The sequence below is a fragment of the Pseudoalteromonas sp. T1lg24 genome (assembly GCF_002964745.1).
Taxonomy (GTDB): Bacteria; Pseudomonadota; Gammaproteobacteria; order Enterobacterales; family Alteromonadaceae; genus Pseudoalteromonas; species Pseudoalteromonas spongiae.
Genome location: NZ_PQCB01000033.1, coordinates 1371322 through 1393213, shown reverse-complemented (window position 1 = coordinate 1393213; position 21892 = coordinate 1371322). Strand labels below are relative to the sequence as shown.

At 40.6% G+C, this 21892-nt stretch carries 20 protein-coding genes and 1 pseudogene; 8 read left to right on the top strand and 13 right to left on the bottom strand.

The genetic code is table 11. The features are described 5' to 3' along the window. Positions 1–5: 5 nt before the first annotated feature. On the bottom strand, positions 6–1259 hold the full coding sequence (gene hemA / locus C2M30_RS18425) for a glutamyl-tRNA reductase (RefSeq protein ID WP_105172797.1): 1254 nt from the start codon (positions 1257–1259) through the stop codon (positions 6–8). A 99-nt stretch (positions 1260–1358) separates the two neighbouring features. On the opposite strand from hemA, the gene lolB reads away from it, so the two are divergent. The 4 genes from lolB to C2M30_RS18405 all read left to right on the top strand — a co-directional run bounded on the left by lolB (position 1359) and on the right by C2M30_RS18405 (position 6021). Beyond that, positions 1359–1928 (top strand): lipoprotein insertase outer membrane protein LolB, encoded by a 570-nt coding sequence (lolB, locus tag C2M30_RS18420; protein WP_234004779.1) that lies wholly within the window; start codon positions 1359–1361, stop codon positions 1926–1928. Further along, entirely contained in the window at positions 1916–2770 is an 855-nt protein-coding gene (ispE, locus tag C2M30_RS18415; protein WP_105172795.1) for a 4-(cytidine 5'-diphospho)-2-C-methyl-D-erythritol kinase, read from the top strand. Before lolB ends, ispE begins: the two co-directional genes overlap by 13 nt. A gap of 47 nt (positions 2771–2817) precedes the next feature. After that, the gene (locus C2M30_RS18410; RefSeq protein ID WP_010559033.1) at positions 2818–3765 is read left to right on the top strand and encodes a ribose-phosphate pyrophosphokinase; all 948 of its coding nucleotides are present in this window, start codon (positions 2818–2820) and stop codon (positions 3763–3765) included. Positions 3766–4068: 303 nt separating this feature from the next. Then, complete coding sequence (locus C2M30_RS18405; RefSeq protein WP_105172794.1) at positions 4069–6021, top strand: methyl-accepting chemotaxis protein; 1953 nt, start codon at positions 4069–4071, stop codon at positions 6019–6021. A gap of 131 nt (positions 6022–6152) precedes the next feature. Here the strand turns inward: C2M30_RS18405 and C2M30_RS18400 are convergent, their stop codons facing one another. The 9 genes from C2M30_RS18400 to C2M30_RS21565 form a co-directional block, all read right to left on the bottom strand. Beyond that, the gene (locus tag C2M30_RS18400) at positions 6153–6728 is read right to left on the bottom strand and encodes a PepSY-associated TM helix domain-containing protein (protein ID WP_105172793.1); all 576 of its coding nucleotides are present in this window, start codon (positions 6726–6728) and stop codon (positions 6153–6155) included. Then, on the bottom strand, positions 6715–7200 hold the full coding sequence (locus C2M30_RS18395) for a DUF4920 domain-containing protein (protein WP_105172792.1): 486 nt from the start codon (positions 7198–7200) through the stop codon (positions 6715–6717). Before C2M30_RS18395 ends, C2M30_RS18400 begins: the two co-directional genes overlap by 14 nt. Before the next feature lie 232 nt (positions 7201–7432). Then, positions 7433–8476 carry a ribosome small subunit-dependent GTPase A gene (gene rsgA, locus C2M30_RS18390; protein WP_105172791.1) on the bottom strand — a complete coding sequence of 348 codons (1044 nt, stop codon included), beginning with the start codon at positions 8474–8476 and terminating at the stop codon, positions 7433–7435. A gap of 161 nt (positions 8477–8637) precedes the next feature. Further along, a complete protein-coding gene (locus C2M30_RS18385) occupies positions 8638–9108 on the bottom strand; it encodes a CreA family protein (protein ID WP_054978727.1) in 471 nt (156 codons plus the stop codon). A gap of 24 nt (positions 9109–9132) precedes the next feature. Next, positions 9133–10371, bottom strand: a complete 1239-nt coding sequence (locus C2M30_RS18380; RefSeq protein WP_105172790.1) for an ABC transporter permease — start codon at positions 10369–10371, stop codon at positions 9133–9135. Then, positions 10364–11065: an ABC transporter ATP-binding protein gene (locus C2M30_RS18375; RefSeq protein WP_105172789.1), complete on the bottom strand. Its 702-nt coding sequence runs from the start codon at positions 11063–11065 to the stop codon at positions 10364–10366. The genes C2M30_RS18380 and C2M30_RS18375 overlap by 8 nt, the downstream gene beginning before the upstream one ends. Next, a complete protein-coding gene (locus C2M30_RS18370; RefSeq protein ID WP_010559025.1) occupies positions 11046–12227 on the bottom strand; it encodes an efflux RND transporter periplasmic adaptor subunit in 1182 nt (393 codons plus the stop codon). Before C2M30_RS18370 ends, C2M30_RS18375 begins: the two co-directional genes overlap by 20 nt. A 26-nt stretch (positions 12228–12253) precedes the next feature. Then, positions 12254–12970: a YIP1 family protein gene (locus C2M30_RS18365; protein WP_157813573.1), complete on the bottom strand. Its 717-nt coding sequence runs from the start codon at positions 12968–12970 to the stop codon at positions 12254–12256. 191 nt (positions 12971–13161) lie between these two features. Further along, the gene (locus C2M30_RS21565) at positions 13162–13335 is read right to left on the bottom strand and encodes a hypothetical protein (RefSeq protein WP_158683565.1); all 174 of its coding nucleotides are present in this window, start codon (positions 13333–13335) and stop codon (positions 13162–13164) included. A gap of 163 nt (positions 13336–13498) precedes the next feature. On the opposite strand from C2M30_RS21565, the gene C2M30_RS18360 reads away from it, so the two are divergent. After that, complete coding sequence (locus C2M30_RS18360; RefSeq protein ID WP_105172788.1) at positions 13499–13774, top strand: HU family DNA-binding protein; 276 nt, start codon at positions 13499–13501, stop codon at positions 13772–13774. A 102-nt stretch (positions 13775–13876) separates the two neighbouring features. On the opposite strand, the gene C2M30_RS18355 is transcribed toward C2M30_RS18360, so the two are convergent. Together C2M30_RS18355 and C2M30_RS18350 are read right to left on the bottom strand one after the other, a co-directional pair. After that, positions 13877–14218, bottom strand: a complete 342-nt coding sequence (locus tag C2M30_RS18355; protein ID WP_100915311.1) for a hypothetical protein — start codon at positions 14216–14218, stop codon at positions 13877–13879. After that, on the bottom strand, positions 14215–16908 hold the full coding sequence (locus C2M30_RS18350) for a DUF2339 domain-containing protein (protein ID WP_105172787.1): 2694 nt from the start codon (positions 16906–16908) through the stop codon (positions 14215–14217). Before C2M30_RS18350 ends, C2M30_RS18355 begins: the two co-directional genes overlap by 4 nt. A gap of 45 nt (positions 16909–16953) precedes the next feature. Between C2M30_RS18350 and C2M30_RS22170 the strand changes: the two are divergent. Continuing rightward, positions 16954–17780: pseudogene (locus C2M30_RS22170) on the top strand (SDR family NAD(P)-dependent oxidoreductase). Here C2M30_RS22170 and C2M30_RS18340 read toward each other — a convergent pair. Then, positions 17777–19321, bottom strand: coding sequence for an HD domain-containing response regulator (locus C2M30_RS18340; protein ID WP_105172786.1), 1545 nt, complete (start codon positions 19319–19321; stop codon positions 17777–17779). The pseudogene C2M30_RS22170 and the gene C2M30_RS18340 overlap by 4 nt on opposite strands. Positions 19322–19819: 498 nt before the next feature. Between C2M30_RS18340 and C2M30_RS18335 the strand changes: the two genes are divergently transcribed. Both C2M30_RS18335 and C2M30_RS18330 read left to right on the top strand, forming a co-directional pair. Continuing rightward, entirely contained in the window at positions 19820–20212 is a 393-nt protein-coding gene (locus C2M30_RS18335) for a DUF4019 domain-containing protein (protein WP_010559018.1), read from the top strand. Between the two features lie 185 nt (positions 20213–20397). Further along, positions 20398–21873, top strand: a complete 1476-nt coding sequence (locus C2M30_RS18330; RefSeq protein WP_105172785.1) for a cytochrome-c peroxidase — start codon at positions 20398–20400, stop codon at positions 21871–21873. Positions 21874–21892: the final 19 nt, after the last annotated feature.

The following is a 21892-nucleotide window of genomic DNA, read 5'->3' as shown; positions in this document are numbered from 1 at the left end:
GCCTGTTAATTATCTAAATCTAAAACTTTTTTGATTTGTGCAAGCTTGGCAATATCATCTTGCTCAGCAGCTTGCTTAATCGCTTTGGTTGGTGAATGAATAATTCGATTTGCTAATTTATTAGCTAATTCATTCAGCACTTTTTCTGGGTCTTTACCTGATTTTAACTGACCTTGCGCCTTTTGTACTAACTCTAATTTTATTTGTTCAATATTTTTGCGGTAAGTACGAATAATGTCGACTGAATCAAGCGCATTTCGCCAAGTTACAAATTCATTGGCTTTTACAACAATTATCTCTTCGGCTTCAGCGGCCGCACGCTCACGTGATTCCATATTCTGATTAACAATTTCTTGTAAATCATCGACAGAATATAAATACGCATCGTCAAGTTCAGCCACTTGCGCTTCAATATCGCGCGGTACGGCAATATCAACAAGCAGCATTGGTTTGTAGCGACGCGCCTTTAACGCCTGCTCAACCATACCTTTACCGATAATTGGAAGTGTGCTTGCCGTTGAGCTGATCACAATATCGGCATCGATTAAACTCTCTGGCACGCGCGATAGCGGCACAACATGTGCGTTGAATTCATCTGCTAAATTTTGTGCACGTGATAAGGTACGGTTTGCCACCGTCATATGCTGACAACCGTTTTGATATAAATGCCGTGCTACAAGCTCTATGGTTTCGCCCGCGCCAATTAACAATACTTTGGTTGGTTCTAAATTACCGTAAATGTGTTTAGCTAAATTAACCGCTGCATAGGCAACTGAGACCGCACTCGCTCCGATATCGGTTTCTGTACGCACTTGTTTAGCGACAGAGAAACACTTTTGAAAAAGACGCTCAAGTAAGGCATTCACAACGCCTGCTTGTTTTGCCTTAGCGTAAGCTTGTTTAATTTGGCCAAGAATTTGTGGCTCACCCAACACTAACGAATCTAATCCAACCGATACACGCATTAAGTGCTGAATAGCATTAAAGTCTTGATGCTGATACACGTGTTCCGCCAATTCGCTTTTATTGAGTTGGTGAAAATCAGCCAACCAATCAATAAGCACTTGGGGTTGTTGATTTTCAACGATACAATAGAGTTCGGTGCGATTACAGGTAGACACAACCACAGCTTCGTTCACGCCATTCTGTTGGCAAAGTTGAGCAAGGGCAACGTCGATTTGATCAGGAGAAAACGCAACGCGTTCTCTTAATTCAACAGATGCGGTTTTATGATTAATGCCTAAAGCAACTATGGTCATTATGTCTACAATTTGTTTTTAGCACGTTTTAAAGCGATTAATTTTACGTAAATCAAGTCAATAAAAAAAGTAAGGATTTAAGATTTGATGCAATTACGCATGATATTTGTCATATTTTTGGTTTTTTTAACAGGCTGTGCAAGTCAATATTACGACAATGCAACAGTTAAAGAGAATTGGCAAAGGGAATTACTGCAAAAACAGTCTTGGCAGGTAAAAGGCAAATTGGCGATTATTCAGCCAGAAAAACGTCAAAGTGCTAATTTATTTTGGGCCACTACCGCCAAAAAAGATGTGCTTAATCTCACATCATTTGTTGGCACCTCAGTCCTTTCACTTGAAAAGACGCAGACCCATGCCACTTTAGAATTAGATGGCGAAACCCATGTTGGAAAAAATGCACAGCAACTAGTGTATTGGCTAACGGGTATGAATCTTCCATTTTTAGATGACCCTAATTGGTTAAAAGGATTGCCTGATACCCAAACATTTCTTGCCGATGAACTAAATCGCGTTAGCAATGCCACACTTATTGATTCGCAAGGTAAACAATGGCAAATAACCTACAGCAACTACCAAAAACACGGGGGGTATTGGTTGCCCTATTCCATTTCACTCACTCATGACACAGTTAAACTAAAATTAAAAGTATATACATGGCAGATTTAACAACGCTTTCGCTTATTGCACCCGCAAAACTTAATTTATTTCTACATATTAATGGGCGCTTACCGAACGGTTACCACGAACTTGAAACCTTGTTTGTGTTTTTAGATTATGGCGATCGTATACATTTTAAACGCACAGACGACGGCGCGATTACGCTAAAAACCCAAATAGACGGTCTGCCAGACGAAGAAAATTTAATTTATAAAGCGGCAAACGCATTAAAACTTGCAACAAATACTGCATTTGGTGCAGAGATTTCATTTGATAAACACCTGCCAAGTGGTGGCGGTGTGGGTGGTGGTTCATCCGATGCGGCAACTACATTGCTTGCTTTAAATACACTTTGGCAATTAGTATTGCCACTTGAGAAATTAGCGGAAATCGGCGTTGCACTGGGTGCCGATGTGCCCGTATTTATTAGCGGCCAGGCCGCTATAGCACAGGGTATCGGAGAAAAATTAGCCCCAGTAAATTTACCTGAAACCTGGTATTTAGTAGTCCACCCAAATGTACACATTAGTACGGGCGTAATCTTTAATAATGCCAATTTGCCACGTAACACACCTAAATTATCAGGCGACTGGCAAAGCTCTCAACATCGTAATGACTGCGAAGAGTTGGTGAAAAAGCACTATCCCGAGGTTGAAAAGACCCTTAACTGGTTGTTAAAATACGGCTCGTCAAGAATGACAGGTACAGGAGCATGCTGTTTTGTCAGTTTTGAAACGCAGCACGCAGCCCTTGAAGCATTAAAATCGCTCCCTGAAACTTGGCAAGGCTTTGTAGCAAGAAGTACGAACATATCTCCAGCACATTCGGAGTTACGTACTAAACTAAATTAATTATTGGTAACTACTGTTACCCAAAAAAGTGCCTGAGGAAACCTACCGTGCCAGACATGAAGCTCTTCGCTGGTAACGCAACGCCTGAGTTAGCTCAAAAAGTTGCAAAACGCTTATACATTGATCTTGGTGACGCTGAAGTTGGTCGTTTTAGTGACGGTGAAATTAGCGTTCAAATCAACGAAAACGTACGTGGTTCTGACGTTTTCATCGTACAATCTACTTGTGCGCCAACAAATGACAACTTAATGGAATTAATCGTAATGGTTGACGCACTTCGCCGTGCATCAGCTGGCCGTATCACAGCGGTTATCCCATATTTCGGTTATTCTCGCCAAGATCGTCGCGTGCGCAGTGCTCGTGTTCCAATCACAGCGAAAGTAGTTGCTGACTTCCTTTCAAGCGTTGGTGTTGACCGTGTGTTAACTGTTGACCTACACGCTGAACAAATTCAAGGTTTCTTCGACGTACCAGTTGATAATGTTTTCGGTAGCCCAATTCTACTTGAAGATATGAAAGAGAAAAACTTTGAAGATGTTGTGGTTGTATCGCCAGATATCGGTGGTGTTGTACGTGCACGTGCAATTGCAAAACTACTTGATGACACTGATCTTGCAATTATCGATAAGCGTCGCCCACGCGCTAACGTATCGCAAGTAATGCACATTATTGGTGATGTTGAAGGCCGTGACTGTATCATTGTTGACGATATGATCGACACAGGTGGCACACTTTGTAAAGCTGCAGAAGCATTAAAAGAACATGGCGCTCGTCGCGTGTTTGCTTATGCGACACACCCTGTACTTTCAGGTGCAGCAGCAGAAAACATTAAAAACTCTGTAATTGACGAAGTTATCGTAACTGACTCAGTACCACTTACAGATGAATTAAAAGCAATCGACAAGATTAAAGTGTTAACGCTTGCTGATATGCTTGCAGAAACAATTCGTCGCGTAAGTAACGAAGAATCAATCTCTGCATTATTTGAGCACTAAAATCTGCTTAAATAAATGATAAAAACGCAGGCCTAGCCTGCGTTTTTTGTTTTAACAGCAACACTATTATCGCCCACGTATATCTTTTTATAAGTTACACATTTAATTTACAGTTTGTTTTAAGCACTCGCTTTACCCCTCCCAAAACGCTTTAGATTAATTCAAAGCACATCAACTAACACATTCATATCTAGTAAATTTTTAGCAATAATGAAGAATTTACAGTGTGCGTTAAATTTTCTACCTATACTTAGTTAAATTTATCTTAAATTTAATTCGTCAGATCTAATGAGAGTAGCGTTTATGTTCACTAAGTTAAAACTGGTTCAACAATTATCTATTTCATTTGGCGCCATGATAGGACTAATGGTTTTACTTGCCACTATTTCGTTTTTTGGATTACGCAGTGGCTACAATGACTTTGTCGAATATCGCGGGCTCGCACGCGACAGTAATTTAGCAGGCTTAGTGCAATCTAATTTATTATCTATCCGTTTACATGCCCTTAAATTTTTAAAAGAACAAAATGACGAAAACATCAACGACTTTAAAAAACGCGCTAAGCAACTAAACGAGCAACTCGACATTGCAAGAACCGAAATTATTGAGCCCGGGCGTTCAAACCTTATTAAACAGTCATTTGATAAAGTTATGGCTTACGAGCAAGGATTTTCTGACGTAGTAGATTTATATGCCAAACGTGATGATATTGTTAAAAATCAACTTGATGCAAACGGTGTAGTCATTCGAAAAAATATTAGCGAAATTATTCGAACCGCTTACGAAGATGGCGATACAGATGTCACGTATTTTGCCGCCATTGTTCAAGAACAGCTGTTATTAGGTCGTTTATACACAAGCAAATTTCTCGTTTCAAACACTCAAGATGACTATTTGCGCGCCATCGCGGAATTTAAAGAAGTAATGAAGTCGGTAAAAGTACTTAAGGACAATATTCAATCACCTAAAAGAATCGCACTTCTAAATGAAGCTGCTACTCGTTTAACAACTTATCAGCAAGGCATTAACAATGCTAATGACGTAATCAACAAGCGCAATAACATCATTACCAATGTGTTGAATAAAGTCGGCCCCGAAATTGCCGAGGCTTATGAAGAAGTGAAGCTATCCGTTAAAAATGACCAAGATTCTCTTGGTCCTAAAGTTCAAAGCCGCAGTGAAACCACCACAACCACAATTATTGTCGTCTCAATAGCCGTTGTCGCTGTGGGCGTATTTTTCAGTTGGTTTATCTCGATCACCATTCGCAAACCTATTGGCGGCGAACCAAAAGACATTGAATACATCGCAAACCGTATTGCTGATGGCGATTTAACCATTTCCTTCACAAAATCAGGTAACGAAACCGGCATATATAAGGCCATGGGCGAGATGGTTGGCACACTACGACATATTATTGATAGCCTAAAACACGCAACTACCGAACTAATACGCTCAACGAATATATTGGATGAAAACACTGCAAGTTCAATGCAAGGTGCAGAGCATCAAATGGAGCAGTTAAATCAAGCCGTGCTGTCGATGAATGAAATGGCGGCCACAGTTGCCGATATCACACAAAGTGCCCAACTTGCAGCCGATGCAGCAACCAATGCCGACGATCAAACTCATACTGGTAAGCAAGTGGTTGATAATACTCGTAGTGCGATAAACGACTTAGTTGATAACACTGAGCTGGTGAGTAATTCAATTAAAAACCTTGAAAACGAAACCGAATCAGTTGGGTCAATTTTAGATGTGATCCGAGCAATTGCAGATCAAACAAATTTATTGGCGCTTAACGCTGCCATTGAAGCTGCCCGCGCAGGCGAACAAGGTCGTGGCTTTGCTGTAGTTGCTGACGAAGTAAGAAGCCTTGCGAGTCGTACGCAAAAGAGCACAGAAGAAATTCAAGCAATGATCCATAAACTGCAAAGCGAAGCTAAGGCGTCAGTTGATCAAATGAATGCAAACCTAGAAAGTGCGCGCGTTACCACAGAAAAAGCTAACGAAACCAATGAAGCGCTTGACTCAATCTCTAATTCTGTTGGCACAATTCGCGATATGAATATGCAAATCGCCGGTGCGTCAGAAGAGCAGAATGTGGTGACTCAGCAAATCACCGACAGTGTTGGCCAAGTAAATGAAATGGCAGTGCAAACCGTTGCAGGCGCAGAAAAAGCGGCTGAAACAGCACGTGGATTAGTTGAAATTGCCGCTAATTTAGAGGGGCTCGTTAACCGCTTTAAAGTGTAATTCAATGCTTAAAAAGTACAGCAGCACACCAGATGTGCTGTTGTACTGTTTACTTTGTTTCAAAGACATTTTTTGCGCTTTTTAGTCGTTGCTAACTAACCCTTTTTGACAAATAAGTTCGCTCTGAGGCGCTATAAAAAGATAAAGCCTGCAGGAATAGCAAAGCCCGCCAAAATAAAAAGGCCACGTTTACCAAATGGTCCGTATTTACCTCGGATCATAAAAAGTGAACTCATTGCCAAAAACAACAACAAAGCGGCAAAAATATCAGATACGATAATCCATGATTGATGTGTTTCGTTCAGGTGCAACCGATTAAGTGCTTGGAAAATTGGTCTAGGCCATATTTGTTCAATAGTAAGCGTATTAGTATTTAAATTTAAGCTAATATTCGCGTCATCATGTAAAAAAACCTTAAATTGATTTGGCGATTGCCAATAAGACGCTTTGACGTCTAATTGTGTATTAGCGAGTGTCAAAACTTGCTTAATTAAAACCTGGTCGTCGTTTATATTCCAATCAATATCACGTGCGGTTATCTTAGTAGTATGTACTGCGTAGTTCGGATTCCAATCATTTTTATGATTAACCGCGATACCTGAAATCGCATAGATCAAAATAAAGCCAATACAAAAATAACCAACATCGCGATGTAAACTGCGATTTAATCTAAACCAATTAATGTGATTGGGCTTACTTTTCAACATTGTTATCAATAATCTCAACACCTGTCGGCGACAGTTGGTAGACTACATCTGGCTCAGTTACTGAATCGGGATTAAAGTCTTTACCTGCTTTTTGAGCGCGATGAGCGAGTAATCGTTTTGTTTGATCAAGGCTTAGTTCTATTTTTTCAAGCGTACCCGTTGCAAGCGCTTTATTTCCTTTCGCGGTCATCGGAAATACCATGTGCCCATCTTCTACTTTGATACGTAAATTTTGAAAGCGCTTATCTGATGCAAGTGTCATCCAGCAGCCTCGCTTTTCGCATACGCCGACAATGGTCCCTTCAATGGTAATTGGCGAACTTAAATAATTATCTGGGTTTGCCATCACAGTTGATATTTTAATTAGTTTGTCGCTATCAACCTCTTCACCAAACGTAAGCGTTTTGGCAAGCGCTTCAACTTGCACCAGCATAAGTGCAACAACCAATGTTATTTTTGTAAAAAACGGCATAAGAATTCCTTTTCAAGGTTTACTAGTTAACTGGAATCTAATCTTAGGAATTAAATCTACCGTCATTTTTATCAAAAAACGTCAGTGTATCAACTAGTTTTCTTTTTATTGGGTAATATTTAGAGAATGATGCCAACAAACGACGTATCAATAATATTTTGAAGTTTATGTGTTGATATAAGTAAAAATGCGCCTATCAAAACGTGATAGACGCATCGTTAAAGCCTACTAGCTATTCGTTTAATTTCTTAAACTTAACCGCCTGGCTTTGTACTCGTTTATACATTTTAGTAAGCGATTTATCGTGCGCTCGGCGTTCACGTAAAGATGCTGTATTAAATTGGTTTTCTTTACGTAACTTTTGGTAATTTAAAAAGCGTCGCTCTGTTAAACTACCATCGCTAATTGCTTGCTGTATCGCACATTTTGGCTCATTGCTATGTGAGCAGTTAACAAACTTACAACTTGATGCCAAGGCTTCTATTTCGCTAAAGGTTTGCTCTAGCCCCGCGGTTACATCGCTAAGCTGAAGCTCTCGCATTCCCGGCGTATCGATTAATACTGCGCCTGAAGCTAACTTAAGTAAGTATCGCCCAGTAGTAGTATGACGGCCTTTGCTATCTTGCTCACGAATGGCACTTGTTTTCTGCTGCGTTTGCGCCAACGTATTACTTAATGTTGACTTTCCTACACCAGAAGACCCCAACAGCACGATACTGGTTTGTGGTTTTAACCAATCTGACAATTGATTAGCCAGTGTAACATCATGGCAGTCAATGACTTCGACCCGTAACATTGAGCTAAGGTTTTGAACTTGCTCACGCTTTTCAAAGCCATCATTTGCAAGATCGGCTTTAGTTAGTATTACCACAGGTTCGCAGCCCGCTTCATTGACTAGCGCCAAATAACGTTCGATGCGATTGAGGTTAAAGTCATCGTTCAATGAACACAACACAAACGCAACGTCGACATTTGCCGTAATTGCCTGTTTTTCTAGTTTGCTGCCGGCAGCGCGTCTAGCAAAATACGATTTACGTTCAAAAACACGATTTACGTCGTGTTTTTCAGTAAGTAACAACCAATCGCCAACAACACACTGCGATACCTTTTCAGTTACTGGTAATTGAAATGTGTCGCTACCAGAATCAACCACTAGTCGATTTCGATGTTGTTCAACAACCCTAACAGGAACGCTGTTGTACCATTCGTCGATATCAAGTTGTTGTTGAAAAAAGCTTTGCCATCCAAGTAAGTTTAATTGATTAATATTTAACATTTTTGCCCTTAAATAAAAGAAAAATAAGGGGCTTTTAACCCCGGTTATACAAACCGGGTGTATTAATTATGCTTTACACCCGGTTGGGTTAACTACAATCATCAAAATCTCCTGTTTACATTATTTACTGTGTAATTTACGACATTAATCTACTTAATGCGTTAGTTATCTACTGATACACGTGTTTGATATGCTTTTGTACCATACAAAGGCACTGTCGACAAACTGTGCTTAAAACTACCTGACGTTTCTTTCGTTGAATACGACAAGTACATTAAGGTTTGATTTTCTTTATCTAAAATTCGTCTTATCTTCATCGATTTAAAGAAAACGCTTTTCGATTTTTTGAAAATCACTTCACCTGAATCTGAGCTATCTATTTGCGCTATCATCGCTTGGGTGATTGGCCCTGTTTGACGACACGCAATTGAGCTATCACTTGGATCTGAAAAGCTTAAATTAGCTTCAACAGAGGCAACATGACATGTTACCCCTGTTACTATTGGGTCTTGAAAATGGTTTAGTTTAATGTCTTTCAGCGTAAAAACACCAAGCGACACATCACCTACCTCACTTGAATCACAACCAACAAGTAACCCAAGTAACAGTGCTAAACCCATTGCCTTTTTCATTTGTTTATTCCTTGCTTAACGCGTTTATTCATATCTTAACGCATCAATTGGGTTGAGTCTTGCCGCTTTTATCGCAGGCACTAAACCAAAAATAACACCAATTGCTGAGGTAAAACCAAATGACAATAATATCGCCCACATTGGAATATATGCAGCAGGCATGCCTGGTACGATCGCTGATATGGCAGCAGCAGCGCCATAACCTGTTATAAGGCCAATTACGCCACCAAATAAACTGAGTACCACGGCTTCTACTAAAAATTGCAGCATAATAAAGCCCGGCGTCGCGCCAAGTGCCTTTAGCGTGCCAATAATACGGGTGCGCTCAGTTACAGACACCAGCATAATATTCATTACACCAATACCGCCAACTAACAAGCTAATGCCTACAATACCAGCAGTAATTGCCGTTGCACTGCCCGTAAACTTATCAATATTCTCACGCGCTTTTTCAGCGGTTTCAAACTCAAAATCGTCGTGTTCATCTGGGCCAAGTTTATGATTCTGACGCAAGATACGTTTCATTTGAGCCAAGGTTTGCGCTTCATCCACATCCGGCTTTAAGCGAAACATAATTTGAAAATATGGTTTACGCGCATTGCCTTCTAGAATTTGCATGGTACTGATTGGGATATTGATATAATCATCCTGATCGAATCCCAAAAAGCTGCCTTGCTTCTCTGCAACCCCAATAATACGAAACCATTCGCCACCGAGTTTAATGTATTCACCCACAGGGTTTTCAGGTAGCTTAAGCTTTTCAATCAGTGTTTCACCTATAAAGGCGACGCGACGGCGTTTATCGTCATCTTGTGGGCGAATATAGCGGCCCATTTCAGGATAAATGCGATAGGCCTTTTGATAGTTTGATTCTGTGCCAACTACCCGCGTATTGTGACTTTCGCCTTTGTACTCTACCGCGCCTTGAAAACGAAACGCCATCATTTGCGCAGTGATAGTATCGAACCCTTGTACTTTACCTTTTAGCGTTTCAAAATCACGCACTGTTAAATACGAACGTTTACCAAGCATTTCTTGCTGTGGTGTGGTGTACGGCTTAATGCTAGTCACATCCGGCGCCATATCAGCCAATTGGTCGTTAATTTGCTTGGTAAAGCCTTGCATCACAGCAACAACCGTAATAACTGCTGCAACGCCAATAATTATACCTAAACACGTGAGTGCACTGCGCATCGCATTAGCACGAATCGCCTGAAGCGCGGCTTTGGTTCCCTCAATAATCGCGAGAAATGACTTAAACATACGCTCTCTCCTCGCTATTTCGTGTATCCGATACCACTTTTCCATCAACCAAGCGCAATACACGCTGGCAATGTTCAGCAATTTCTTGCTCATGGGTCACTAAAATAATGGTATGCCCGTCATTATGAAGCTCATCAAATAAACTCATAATTTCATTGGTTGTTTTGCTGTCCAAATTACCAGTCGGTTCATCTCCCAGCAGGATATCAGGCTTTGTCACCAACGCTCTTGCTATTGCCACACGTTGACGTTGACCACCTGAAAGTTGTGATGGTAGATGGTGTAATTTATCACCAAGCCCAACTTTCTCAAGCGCCTGCGTTGCCAGCTTTTGACGCTCTTTTGCTGAGATAAAACGGTAAATCAACGGCTGCATTACATTGCTTAACGCACTGGCGCGAGGAATAAGGTTAAAACTTTGAAAAATAAAGCCAACACTTTTATTTCTCTGCCCCGCAAGCTCAGTTTCAGTCATTTTTTTTACTGGTTTACCTTGCAACACATACTCGCCACTGCTTGCGACATCCAAGCAGCCTATAATGTTCATTAGGGTCGATTTACCAGAGCCCGATGGACCAATAATCGCAAGATACTCATTTTCATCAATGTTTACGCTTACATTATCCAAAGCCAAAAAGCTTTGTTCACCCATTTTGTATTCTTTGCAAATATTACTAAGCGCGATCACTGACATCTTTAGCATCCTTATCAGCTGTTTTCAGCTTTACCTTATCGCCCTCTTTTAGTTTGCTAACTGCGCGCGCTGGCCCTACTACAACCGTTTGCTTTTCTTCAAGACCACTTTCGATCGCTTGTTCAATATCTGATGAAACACCGAGTTCAACCGCTTTCTTAGTTACTGTTTTATCGTCGTTTAATACCCAAACATAGTGATTTTCATCTTCGCTGTGCACAGCTTCAATTGGAATTTTAATGGCATCTTTACCAATCGCTGTTGCAATTTCTGCACGGCAACTCATACCTGCATACAAAGTGCGTTCATCATCGTTTAACAGCACTTTCACTTTAAATGAACGTCCTTGTGAACCAACAAATTGCTTGGCTGACGTACCAATATGAATGACTTTGCCAACAAATGGTTTATTTGGGTAGGCCGCAGCGTAAATTTCTGCCTCTTGGTTTAATTTAATGCTAGCAATATCTGTTTCGTCTACTTTTAGCTCAGCGAGGATTTTGCTTGGATCGGCCAATAACATCAGATCTGAACCAACAATATTAGTGGTACCCGCAATCACGGTTTCGCCTTCTTTAATATCAACCGACGCTAATAAACCACTCATTGTTGCTCTAAATACACTTTTACTCAAACGGTCTTCAGCAATTGACAATGACGCTTTAGCTTGATTTAGCGATTCTTTACGCGCCGATACATCAATTTCAGCCAGCTCTTTTGCATTTTTAATGTTATCGTAAACTTCTTGCTGTGATAGTCCTACATCGAAGAGTTCTTTTTGACGGTTAAGCTGAGAGATTAAATTCTTAAGACTTGTTTGCGCACGCTCAATATCAATTTCGCTTTGTCTTACTAACGCTTGATAACGGTCCACTTCAGCTTCAAAGGCTTCGGTATCAAGCTGCATTAACATGTCGCCTTTCTCTACGCGCTGCCCTTCTTCTACAAATACTTTTTCAACGCGGCCGGTTACTTCTGAGCGTAATTGAACTTGGGTGTTAAAAACCAAGGTACCCGACGCTAAAATTGAATCTTTAATTTTTCCTTTTTCAGTAAGTGTGGTTTTTATCTCTGGTAATTTACCATCGCCCTTGATTTGTTGGCTTACAATCATGGCGACAAATGCCGCCACGGCGACTACTACGATAATAATTTTTTTCATATTCAACCCCAAAGCAAAGCAGCACCTTAAAGTGCTGCAATAATTGCCCAAATACCATAAATTAAAATGCTTGGTAGTAATGCAAATAGCATTGCTTTGTTGTTGTTAAAGTTAGTCCATGACTTTAAGCCAATATACGTCAGCGCAAGAGACCAAATTGAGAAAATATTGATACTCTCTAGCAAACCCGCAAATGCGTGGTTAGCGTCAAAGCCAAAAATAAGTTGGTTTAGTGAGGAGAATGTAAGTACTGTTGCAGGAATTTCACCGCTTGAGGCAGTTAACACCAATGCCATGGTACCAATTGCTGCAAAAATTGTTGGCAAGCTCGTAAAAGCGGTAAAACCAAACCAATCACCAAATGTCATATGACACTCTGGGTCTTGCTTCCCAATTAAATAGTAGTACAAAGCAAAAATACAGAAGATAGTTGGAATGCCAATTAACACACCGACTGCAGAGAAAATCCACATCATCGGAAATTGCTGTGCGGTCATCGCTTCTGCTTGTTCAAGTTCTGCAGGATTGTAATCGCCACTTTGTTCCATCGTAGCAATTTGTTGTTCAACAAAATATGCTTGGTCAACAGAGTTAAAGTAAATAACTTGTGCCGAGATACCAAACACAAATAATAATATCATCGCAAGCCAAGACCAGCCTTTTGCATCTTTTAGGCCGTTAAACGCCTTGGTGGGGGCTAAAAATGTATCGCCAATCGCGCTAATTGCATTTTCTGATTTCATAGTTTTACTCGTTTTTAGTTGTTTTGATACACAAACCATAACAACCTGAAACACTTTGAAAAACTAAAAGTGATAAACGGTAAAATACGATTTTAAGCGGTAAAATATGCCTAGCTACGTAAACGATGTCACGCCGTGAAAACAACTATTGCTTGAAAAAGCGACAAATTCACTGGGGCGTAACATGCCCTCTAATCGACATGTGATTGTCTTGGCTCATTTGAATCGCAAAATCCAAGTTCACATTTGTGGCTTTCAAAGTAACTTAGGTTTTCCTCAGCCCATTCATAATCCTGTATTGCAGGATCTTTTCGTCCTTCATCACGTGCTTTTTGATATGCCAAAACCGAAACTAATAGCTCCATAAACACCTCCGACATCAAAAAATAGGAATTTAGTACTAATTACGCTTTAAATAATAAATTGGATCATTAACCGTTAATTTTTCAAATACAGCGTAAAAGGCGCTAAATACTTGACTCGAGCATAAGACATAGTTAGCCTTTGCCGCTTTTTAAGGGCGCTATTATGAATAAATCCCAACTTATTGAACTCATCGCAAAAAACAACGACATGCCAAAAACGACCGCTAAACGTGTTGTGGATAGTTTGGTTGCGACAATCACTCAATCATTATCAGAAGGTGACTTAGTACAATTACCTGGTTTTGGCAGTTTTTCATTGAGTTATCATCCAGAAAAACAAGGGCGTAACCCACAAACTGGAGAAGAGATCACCATAGCCGGACAAAACAAAATAGCGTTTAAAGCAGGCTCGAAACTAAAAAGCGCGATTAACGAATAGCCTTTAATAATTAGGCAGAACACCTAATCCCGAAGTGAATCGTAAACTGGTAGCACTTTAAGCGCCGCCAGTTTACTTAACAATCAACACGCTAACAAAATATCACTTGCCAATCGGTCGACGGTCTTTTATTTCTATTTCGCTCAGCTCGTTACGTAAATGATCAAGCACTTGATTTATAAAACGGTGATTGATAAAAATATCGACCGAACTTTTTGCTGTGCGCAAAAACACATGCGTATTGGTAGCTTCAATTGCACGAATTTCATCAACCGACACTGTAACAGCAAGGCCTTTAATCAAACGTGCAATCGGCGTATCGCGTACAATCAGCTTGCTATCTTGATGCTCAATTAAATGCTCAACGCTATTTAGTCGTTTTGAATACGTAAGCCAAAGCATAAAAAGCCACATAAAAAAGCAAATTATGATCAATACAATCATTGAGGCGCCTCTTCAGACACTAATTTAAATCGCGTAAATAGCCAGCCTAACGCAACTAACGACAAACCTAAACCAATAAACGAAATCGCACGATACAGCCCGTCTAGGTGCGCCATATCAAATAGGAAGGCTTTTAAAATAACCACAAGTAAAATTGCAAACCCCGCTTGGTAAACCACAGACTTGGCAATACGCTGCCCAAACAAAATAAATCCTGCCGCGATAATTAACCACACAACAGAATAGCTGTAAATCTCAGCTTGACTCGTTGGTAACGAAAGCCGAATTTGTTCGGTTTGAAAATAACTGCGCACAACACCGTTAATAAATAAAAAGCTAAACCCTGCAGCTATTGGCAACAACACTTTATTTTTATTTAGTTTTAACTGCTTTGGCACAATATCAAAGTAATACACAAGAGCAATTATCACCGCAGGCACAGCCCACATCACCATTAACCAATTAAACAAGAAGATATCACCAATCAAAATAGCTTCTAAGAACGGATTATACTGCGTATTCAAAACTAAATGACACAAACCACTCGCCGCAGCCAGCGCACAGCCAGCGTACAAATATAAAGAGCGCGAACTGATTTTGAATCGCCACCAATAAACCACGGCTAGTATCAACCAGTTCATTGATAACACGCAAAGTTCTGCGAAGTTTAAGTTACTAAAGTCAGGGTAATGGCCGACTAAGAAATAACTGGTTTCGGTCGTTACAAATAACGCGATTAAATGCAGTAATGCGCCTTCATACCACTTTTTAAGTTCAGAATTGGAATGTAACCGATAAGCATAAAACACCATGGCAAACATCATGGGCAGTACCACTAAACTCCAGTGCACACCAAACACGAGCTCATTACTGTATTGCTGAGTCCAAGGAGCGAGCGTGATACGCATAAGCACTAGTGACAGAGCTATTTTACTCAGCCACAACGGCAACTCGACTTTAAAACGCTGTTGCCCATAAGCGATTAACACTAGTTGTGCACAAATTGCCAATGATAACGTACTAGCATTCAACCACATGGTAAATACTAACGCTAAAAAACTGTTCGCAGTAAGCCAAAACGTGATTGTTGCTAGCGCATGATGTGCTTTGGTTATTTGCCACAGCGCATAGCCTGCCATCACCATCAGGTATACCGTCCAAAGCGGGTATAAGGTTGTTTCAACTGTTTGCGGCGTTACTATGTAGGACACGGCAAACACCAACAGCGGCGCAATGCCTAACAACAAACTATAACTGGCACGCTTAATAAATAGTTTTTGCATTACCACGCTATATACAAAATACGCTACACCCACTAATTGCGCATATAAAAATACACTGCTAAAAACCAGCATAGGGTCATCGAGCTGATGCACGATAGGATAGTTTACTATCGCAAAACAACTGAAGATTAACGATACAAACGGCCAAGAATCAAATGCACTGTGCCTTAGTGGCAAATACATGCAAAGTGCACTTAATAACACACTTACAATCAATAAACTGCTACTAAAGCCGTGCAAACTATAAAACAGTACTAGCAGTAGTATGTTAAGCACTAAGGCTAATTGCTCTTTGCGTGGCATTAATAGTACTTTTATTGCTAGTGGCGTTAAGTTCTTATTAGTTAAGCGCCAACCTAGCACACTGGATAATACATACAGGTAAAATGCAATTGCCATAGTCGCTGCAATTACCCAAATATCGCTTTTATCTGCAATCGCAACACTAATGGTAAGCCATACGAAATGACCGACAAAACTTTGCCACCACAGCCACTCTCGTTTGACTTTATTGGCAACCCAAATCGCCGCAATTGATACAAAGTTAACGTACATTAGTAAGGCAAACACATTGTTGCTGCCAGTATTAACCAAAGCAGGCACCGTATATGCGCCAATAATACCTATCACCGCAAGCAGTGGACCAAACCGTAATGCGAGCGCAGTAGCGATTAAAGAAATTGCTGCAAGTGCAGCAAAGGCAACAACAGGCGAGATAAAATGATAATAACTAAAGGTAGCAAGTACCAATGCAAACCCAGTAATAATGCCCCCGCTGGCAAGTGCAGCACTGGTGTTCGTAACATGATTGCTGGCACCGTGTTTGCGATACAAATATTCCGCCAATATCACTAATGCCAAAGCAAACACACCACCCAAAATTAAGCGTAACGTAATTGAAATAAGTCCTGATTCTATTGAGTACTTGGCGAGGAAAATACCACCGAGCGCTAAAATACCAGCACCAATCCAAAGCAAACCATTATTTGCTAAAAATTGCTCTAATCGCTGCGCTAAACTTACAGTCTCTAAAGGCTTGGGCTTAGATCTTGGTTCTTCGTTTAACGAGGTTTTTGCCTGCTGTTGGTGAGTTGCCAGCGCTGCGTTCACATTGCCTGTGCTATCCACCTGTGGTGTTTGCGGTTGTGAATTGTCGGTAGCTTGTGTGTCGCTTTCTGCGCTTTGTTCGACAACAGATTCTTGCGCTGACTCTTCAGATGTTGCGCGTAGTGTATTAGTTTCGCTTAACTTTTTAACGAGCGATTTTAAATGTAATACCGCGAGCGTTAATTCCTTTATTTTTGCGTCGGCGCTGCGTAATTTAACAAAGCTGTACCAGGCAACGATTAAACCGCCTAACATAAACACAGCAAACACCAGCGCAAAAAGTCCTAATAGAGTTTCCATACTTTTTACGATAAATTAAAACAATCTTGCACTAATGTACCTTGAATGGCTGACGAAATGAATAACTATAAAAATAAAACCGTTTTAATAACAGGTGCTTCGAAAGGTGTAGGCGCTGAAACAGCAAAGCAATTTGCCAAACTTGGGGCTAACGTTGCACTGGTTGCTAGAAACAAAGCGCCCCTTGAGGCACTGGCAACTGAAATTAATCAATATGGTCATGCTGCGGTATTTCCCTGTGATATTGGCGAGATATCAAGCCTTGAAACCCTAGTAACGCAAGTGGTCGACACCTTTGGTGCAATCGATGTGCTCGTGAATAACGCAGGGCTACACCATCGCGGCGATTTTGAAAAACTAACGCCAGTTCAGGTTTCAAATATGGTGAATGTGAATTTAAATGCGCCGCTAACACTCACTCACCTATTTTAGATCAGCTCAAACAATCAAATAATGGCGCGGTAATTATGGTAGGGTCGTTAGCGGGACGTGCGCCACTGCAAGGTGCCGCGGTTTATTCAGCAACAAAAGCTGCACTAAGGGCATTTAGTTATGCGCTACACGATGAACTCAAGCCTCACCAGGTTAAAGTGGCGGTAGTGTCACCGGGTCCAATTGATACTGGTTTTATAATGGATGAGATTGATCACGTTGAAGACATTGTATATTCTCAGCCAATGAGCAGCGCATTAGAGGTTGCAAATGAGATTGTCGCATTGTCGATAAACGACAGTGAAGAAAGCGCTATGCCATGGTTTAGCGGCAAGCTAACCACCCTCGCCTATCTATTTCCAAAATTGCGACGAGCCCTGCGCCCCTATCTTTATAAAAAGGGCGCAAAAGCGAAGTTAAAATATAAAAGCCGACGCTAACTATCAAAAGGTGAATCGTCGCTGATTTGGTGTTTTATCGCTACTAACTCACAAAAGTGATCTGTTGCGATTTTTGCGAACTGCGGGTCAAACTTAATACCCGCATTTTGCTCAACATACTGACGAATTTGATCATCGCTCCACGGCGCTTTATAACTACGTACACTGCCCAGAGCATCAATTACATCCGCAATCGCGACAATACGTGCTTCAAGTGGAATATCGTCACCTTTAAGCCCCTGCGGATAACCACTTCCATCATAATTTTCATGATGAAAACGCGCCATCGTTGCGCCTAGTTTTGCAATTGGCATACTTGATTTATCGAGCAGTTGGCCGCCCTTTTCAGCATGTGTTTTAATTAACTCAAACTCATCTTGCGTAAGCTCTCCTTGCTTATGCAAAATGGCATCAGGAATGGTCGTTTTTCCAATATCGTGTAACGGCGCAGCAATGCGTATTGCATCACATAACGAATCTGGTAATCCCGCTTTTATCGCAATAAACTCAGCCATTGCGGCAACGCGCTTAACATGACTGCCTGTTTCTTTGCTACGTGCTTCTATTGCATCACCCACAATATAAAGTAACTCTTTTTGTGTAGTTTGTGTTTGATGTTGGCGCACTAAACTTTCAAGCATCAACGCAATATTATTTATAAATAATTCCGCGATGCTGGCTTTAAAGTCACTGGGTTGATGATCAAATTCAATATACAGCACTGCTTTCGAATCGGTAGATGTACTAATACATGCCACATAATAGTCGTCTGAAAAGTGACTGTGGCCACTGCTCAGCGCTTCTTCCACAATAGCATTAACGTTTTTAGGGAAGGGTTGATTAGCTTTTTTAAGTTCGTTAAAGCGACCAGAACTTGCGAGCAGTATTTTATGAGATTGATTAAAGATATCATTTTCATGGCGCATTATGTAAATTGCCGAACTTTCCACTTCCATTAACGATAGAAAGTTATCAAGGGCCGCACATGTGAAATCGTTTATATTCTGAATTTTAAGTAAGTCACCAGACACTTCTATTAAGTTGCGAAATGACTTCAGGGATTTTTCAACCGTGTTTAAGTCGCGAAATCCGCGTAGCGCCCCATACGTACAGCTTACCAACTTAGTCGCTGTTAACTCGGTTTTTGTTCGATAATCATTTATATCGTACTTTTCAATCACTTCTTGCTCGGGTGCATAACCAGCTTGCCCTGTACGAATTAATAACCTTACTAAGTGATTGTTAAGTGTATTTCTGATCCAGTTAACCAACTCCAATCCTGCATGGGTAGACTCCATCACAACATCAATAAATACACATGCCCAATTAGTATCGGACATCAAGAGTGTTTTAGCTTGCTCAGATGAAAACGCACTGGTGCAACTAATTGTACGCCCCAATATTTCTTTGCCTTCCAGCACTAATTTGGTTACATCATGAATATTTTTATCATCATCCACGATCAAAATATGCCATTTAAGTGTTTTAGGCTTTTGTGTTTTCTCTGGCTGCTCGCCCTGACTAAACAGGTAATTATCCATAAGGTAATGTAATATATTTGACTAAACTGTTGGCTGACTGCCGCTGATTATTTAAGTTGAACCAGTCCGATTAATACGCAGTACGACAACGTTAAAACGTTAAGGTGAAAGTGTAATTTTAATCTAATCCCACACTTTAAAAAAGGTTATTCACATTTAATCACATGTGAATATTTCATATGTACCCACACTATTTCTAAAGTGCTATTACATTCACAATAAGTAACATACGGTACTACGCATAAACTTTCATTAAGCAATTGATATTAAGTAATTTTTATAAAACACCAAGTCCATACTAAAACCAACATTATTAAAATAACGCTTAAATAAATTCGATTAAAAGCGTATTCATTTTAGGGCGACACGTTACGTTTGTAAGAATTTTGAAAATCGTTAAAAAATGCACATCAGATTGTTAACGCACTGTTTTAATGCTATTTATTATTTCAATATTTTGCTAACGTGATGACAGTTTGAAGAAAAAGGTATTTCACAATGAAACAATTATTGATCCTTATTTGTTTTATCGCATTCAGTGCCGTAGCTAACGACAAAGCCTATGAACAAAGTGCAAATAATTGGCTTGAACTGATTGATAGTGGCGATTATCAGGCTTCGTGGCAAGACACTAGTGATCGCTTTAAAAATCAAGTCAGTGAAGCACAGTGGCAACTTGCCCTAGAACAAGTACGCACGCCATTAGGTAAAGTCGTAAAGCGAAGCCCGCTTGATAGTACTCGTCACACTAGCCTACCCGGTATGCCAGATGGCACATACCAAGTAATGCAATTTAGTACACAGTATGAAAATAAGCGCGAAAGTATCGAAACCTTGTCTATGACACTGATTGATGGAAAATGGCAAGCAATCGGGTATTTTATTAAATAATCACTAGCGCATGTAGCCAGTTCGTTTTTGCTGCGCATTAATTGTTTTTTTGTGCAGCAGCTTATAACGCTAAAGCGCCCTAGCGGTAGCTTATTGCATAATTGTCATTAAATGTAATTGCTTTTCTAATCCTTTCTACTAATATTTGCGCACTTTACTTAAATTTAAAATAAACAGGGGCGCAAATGAAAAGGATATTTAGCAGTATAATCGTGCTGTCGCTACTGGGCTGTAGCGACTCAGACAACTCAGAAACAATCGATGAAAAAGCGGGCTTGGTAAGTGACGTTCGCACTTTAATCGAACCATATCAGTTACAAGGTCTTTCTCAGCATGTAGCTAATCTACCTAATATTGAGCAACCAATCGCACAATTAGGCATGCAACTCTTTTACGCTAAATCACTCAGCGGCAATATTGATACCGCATGTGTAAGTTGCCATCATCCGTTTTTAGGCGGTGGCGACGATTTAGCGTTGCCAATCGGTGTTGATGCCGTTGAACAGAACCTATTGGGACCGGGGCGAGAACACATGCCATCAGCAGCGCATGCCGACGGTGGCCCGACTGTTCCGCGGAATGCGCCATCAACGTTTAATATCGCTTTTTACAACAAAGTCATGTTTCACGATGGCCGTGTTGAGAGCCTTGATACCCAATGGGCATTAAATGGCAGCAATCAGTCGATCAGAACGCCTGATAGCCAATTTAATACCAAAGACAACGTGGCAGGTGCAAACTTAGCCGCTGCACAAGCACGCTTCCCTGTTACCTCGACGGAAGAAATGCGCGGATTTAATTATGCCGCGGGACAAAGCAATCAAGTATTACGTGAACAGTTAACTTCACGACTAAAAGGTGAAACCAACGAACTTGCCCATAACGAGTGGTTTAATGCGTTTTTGAATGGCTTTGAAGCTGACATTAATGACGTTGATATCAACCAATTAATCACCTTTGATAATATCGCTTTTGCGCTCGGTGAGTTTCAGCGTTCACAAATTTTAATCAACTCACCGTGGCATAATTTTGTCGAAGGGGATGACAGCGCATTAACAGAGCAACAATTACAAGGTGCAAAGCTGTTTTACACCTCCTATGAAAATGGTGGCTTTAATTGTGCGTCATGTCACTCTGGCGATTTTATGACAGACGAATCATTCCATGTAATTGCCATGCCTCAAATTGGTCGTGGCAAAGGTAATGGTTTAACTGGCGATGAAGACTTTGGTCGTTTTCGCGAAACTAACGAAGAGAATGATCGCTTTGCGTTTAGAACACCACACTTAACTAATATTGAAGTTACCTTTCCATACGGTCACAGCGGCGCGTTTTTAACCTTAGAAGCGGTGGTTAAGCATCACCTCAATCCGGCACTTTCGATCGCAAATTATGATCCAACCGAGTTACAACCTGGATTACAAACTAATAATTGGTTAGCTAACACGGAAAAAGCCTTACATCAGCTTACGCAATTACAAGCTACAGGTGAATCAAAACTACAAGCTGTCGACTATACTGAGCAGCAAATCAGTGCCGTTGTGGCATTTTTAAAGGCGCAGACAGATCCCTGTGTTAAAGATCAGGCGTGTATGTCAAAGTGGGTACCAACACGCGAACAAGATGTCGATAACACTCAGTTAGTCGCTGAGTTTAATTAAACCTTGGATTAGTATGAAA

Excerpts from the sequence above, each read along its gene's own strand:
- hemA (WP_105172797.1), bottom strand. The coding sequence starts at position 1,259 with ATGACCATAGTTGCTTTAGGCATTAATCATAAAACCGCATCTGTTGAA.
- lolB (WP_234004779.1), top strand. The coding sequence starts at position 1,359 with ATGATATTTGTCATATTTTTGGTTTTTTTAACAGGCTGTGCAAGTCAA.
- ispE (WP_105172795.1), top strand. The coding sequence starts at position 1,916 with ATGGCAGATTTAACAACGCTTTCGCTTATTGCACCCGCAAAACTTAAT.
- C2M30_RS18405 (WP_105172794.1), top strand. The coding sequence starts at position 4,069 with ATGTTCACTAAGTTAAAACTGGTTCAACAATTATCTATTTCATTTGGC.
- C2M30_RS18400 (WP_105172793.1), bottom strand. The coding sequence starts at position 6,728 with ATGTTGAAAAGTAAGCCCAATCACATTAATTGGTTTAGATTAAATCGC.
- C2M30_RS18395 (WP_105172792.1), bottom strand. The coding sequence starts at position 7,200 with ATGCCGTTTTTTACAAAAATAACATTGGTTGTTGCACTTATGCTGGTG.
- rsgA (WP_105172791.1), bottom strand. The coding sequence starts at position 8,476 with ATGTTAAATATTAATCAATTAAACTTACTTGGATGGCAAAGCTTTTTT.
- C2M30_RS18385 (WP_054978727.1), bottom strand. The coding sequence starts at position 9,108 with ATGAAAAAGGCAATGGGTTTAGCACTGTTACTTGGGTTACTTGTTGGT.
- C2M30_RS18380 (WP_105172790.1), bottom strand. The coding sequence starts at position 10,371 with ATGTTTAAGTCATTTCTCGCGATTATTGAGGGAACCAAAGCCGCGCTT.
- C2M30_RS18375 (WP_105172789.1), bottom strand. The coding sequence starts at position 11,065 with ATGTCAGTGATCGCGCTTAGTAATATTTGCAAAGAATACAAAATGGGT.
- C2M30_RS18370 (WP_010559025.1), bottom strand. The coding sequence starts at position 12,227 with ATGAAAAAAATTATTATCGTAGTAGTCGCCGTGGCGGCATTTGTCGCC.
- C2M30_RS18365 (WP_157813573.1), bottom strand. The coding sequence starts at position 12,970 with ATGAAATCAGAAAATGCAATTAGCGCGATTGGCGATACATTTTTAGCC.
- C2M30_RS21565 (WP_158683565.1), bottom strand. The coding sequence starts at position 13,335 with ATGGAGCTATTAGTTTCGGTTTTGGCATATCAAAAAGCACGTGATGAA.
- C2M30_RS18360 (WP_105172788.1), top strand. The coding sequence starts at position 13,499 with ATGAATAAATCCCAACTTATTGAACTCATCGCAAAAAACAACGACATG.
- C2M30_RS18355 (WP_100915311.1), bottom strand. The coding sequence starts at position 14,218 with ATGATTGTATTGATCATAATTTGCTTTTTTATGTGGCTTTTTATGCTT.
- C2M30_RS18350 (WP_105172787.1), bottom strand. The coding sequence starts at position 16,908 with ATGGAAACTCTATTAGGACTTTTTGCGCTGGTGTTTGCTGTGTTTATG.
- C2M30_RS18340 (WP_105172786.1), bottom strand. The coding sequence starts at position 19,321 with ATGGATAATTACCTGTTTAGTCAGGGCGAGCAGCCAGAGAAAACACAA.
- C2M30_RS18335 (WP_010559018.1), top strand. The coding sequence starts at position 19,820 with ATGAAACAATTATTGATCCTTATTTGTTTTATCGCATTCAGTGCCGTA.
- C2M30_RS18330 (WP_105172785.1), top strand. The coding sequence starts at position 20,398 with ATGAAAAGGATATTTAGCAGTATAATCGTGCTGTCGCTACTGGGCTGT.